This is a genomic window from Streptomyces milbemycinicus (assembly GCF_002154605.1).
Taxonomy (GTDB): domain Bacteria; phylum Actinomycetota; class Actinomycetes; order Streptomycetales; family Streptomycetaceae; genus Streptomyces; species Streptomyces milbemycinicus.
The window spans coordinates 1-1,945 of the sequence record NZ_MUNE01000748.1 but is presented as its reverse complement, the minus strand read 5'-3'; the positions used below and the strand labels follow the sequence as shown (position 1 = coordinate 1,945).

Genomic DNA, 1,945 nt, shown 5'->3' with positions numbered 1-1,945 from the left:
GGCGGAGGTCTGGAGCAGCCGGGCCAGGTCCCCCTCCAGGTCCCACCGGCTCTCGATGGTCTCGGGGTCCGGCAGCGGGAAGCCCAGCGGGTCGTCGGGGGCCATGTCGAACCGCTCGCCGGGGGCGAACCGCTCACCGGGGGCGAACCGCTCGCCCGGAGCGAACCGCTCGCCGGGAGCGGACCGGTGGCCGGTGGGCGGCGGGGCGCCGTAGCCGCCCGGCCTCGGCTCGGTGTACGTCATGCCTGTACGCCCGGTTCCGTGGTGCCGCAGTGGTGGACGAAGTCGGTCTCGATGCGGTTCAGGGTGCGCAGGAAGTCCTCCCACACCCGGGCGCAGTACTCGAGCGGAAGCCGCTCGTCCGCGCCCCCGTGGCCTCCGGGACGGCACCCGCCGTCCGGGCCGTGGGGGTCATGATCGGTGTTCTGCAGACTGTCTGGGGTCACGTTCCCACCAACGAGGGCCAAATTGGTGCCGTATCGTGGCATTCGGGTGAAACGTGCTTCAGTGCGGCCCGGCCTCCCGCAACGATTCGCCGTACAGCCACCCCATGCGCAACGTTCGTACGTATATGCGCAATAATGGTGCGCTGTGTGTACGCCGCCGGTCACCGCCATCCGACCCACCCGACCGGCAGCGATAAGGAGCCATTCCATTGCTGGACCACGGCGCGGCCCCGCCCACCGCACGTTCCGAGTCGGGGCCCCGTGCCCAGGCACTCGGTTCGCAGGCGCGCGGCTCCCAGGGGCTCGGCCCACGCGGGCTCCCCTCCCGGCTGATGCGGCGCAAGCCCGTCGAGCTGCTGGTCGCCGAGGGCGGTCAGGGCGAGGGCGGCAAGCTGCGCCGCTCGCTCGGCATGTGGCAGCTGACCATGATCAGCATCGGTGCGACGCTGGGCACCGGTATCTTCGTGGTGCTCGGCGAGGCCGTGCCGGACGCCGGGCCCGCGGTGATCGTCTCCTTTGCGATCGCGGGGCTGACCGCGCTGTTCTCCGCCCTGTCGTACGCCGAGCTGGCGGGCACCATCCCGGTCTCCGGGTCCTCGTACTCGTACGCCTACGCCACCCTCGGTGAACTGGTCGCCTGGGTCTGCGGCTGGTGTCTGATCCTGGAGTACGGGGTGTCGGTGGCCGCCGTCGCGGTCGGCTGGGGCCAGTACCTGAACGAACTCCTCGACGGCACCCTCGGCGTCACCATCCCCGACGCGCTGGCCGCCCCGCCCGGCGACGGCGGTCTGTTCAATCTGCCCGCGCTGCTGGTCGTCCTGCTGGCCATGGCGTTTCTGCTGGGCGGGGCCAAGGAGAGCGCCCGGGCCAACACGATCATGGTCGGGGTGAAGATCGCCGCCCTGGTGCTGTTCTGCGCCGTCGCCTTCACCGGTATCCGCGCCGGGAACTACACGCCGTTCATGCCGCTGGGCATGGCGGGCGTCAGCGCCGCCGGGGCCACCCTCTTCTTCTCGTACATCGGCTTCGACGCCGCCTCCACGGCCGGCGAGGAGGCCAAGAACCCGCAGCGCGACCTGCCGCGCGCGATCATGCTCTCGCTGGTGATCGTCACCGCCCTGTACTGCCTGGTCGCGGCCGTGGCGGTGGGCGCGCTGCCCTGGAAGCGGTTCGCGGGCTCCGAGGCCGCGCTCGCCGGGATCATGAAGGATGTGACCGGGCAGAGCTTCTGGGCCGTGCTGCTGGCGGCGGGCGCGGTCGTGGCCATCGCCTCCGTGGTGCTGACCGTGCTGTACGGGCAGACCCGCATCCTCTTCGCGATGTCCCGGGACGGGCTGGTGCCCAAGGTCTTCTCCCGGGTCCACCCGGGGAGCGGGGTGCCACGCGCCAACACCGTGATCGTCTCCCTCTTCTGCGGTGTGCTGGCCGCCGCGATCCCGCTCGGCCAGCTCGCCGACGCCACCAGCATCGGCACCCTCTTCGCCTTCGCGCTGGTCAAC

General features: G+C 71.4%; 2 protein-coding genes and 1 pseudogene. 1 reads left to right on the top strand and 2 read right to left on the bottom strand.

Annotated elements, in window-relative coordinates; all coding sequences use genetic code 11:
• A pseudogene (locus CCN51_RS44995) lies at window positions 1–243 on the bottom strand (DUF2637 domain-containing protein); the annotation flags it as partial.
• Complete coding sequence (locus tag CCN51_RS44990; RefSeq protein ID WP_014174943.1) at window positions 240–446, bottom strand: hypothetical protein; 207 nt, start codon at window positions 444–446, stop codon at window positions 240–242. The gene CCN51_RS44990 and the pseudogene CCN51_RS44995, both read right to left, overlap by 4 nt.
• A gap of 209 nt (window positions 447–655) precedes the next feature.
• Between CCN51_RS44990 and CCN51_RS44985 the strand changes: the two genes are divergently transcribed.
• Window positions 656–1,945, top strand: a 1,290-nt coding sequence (locus CCN51_RS44985) for an amino acid permease (RefSeq protein ID WP_086860885.1), incomplete at its 3' end; no start/stop codon positions are given.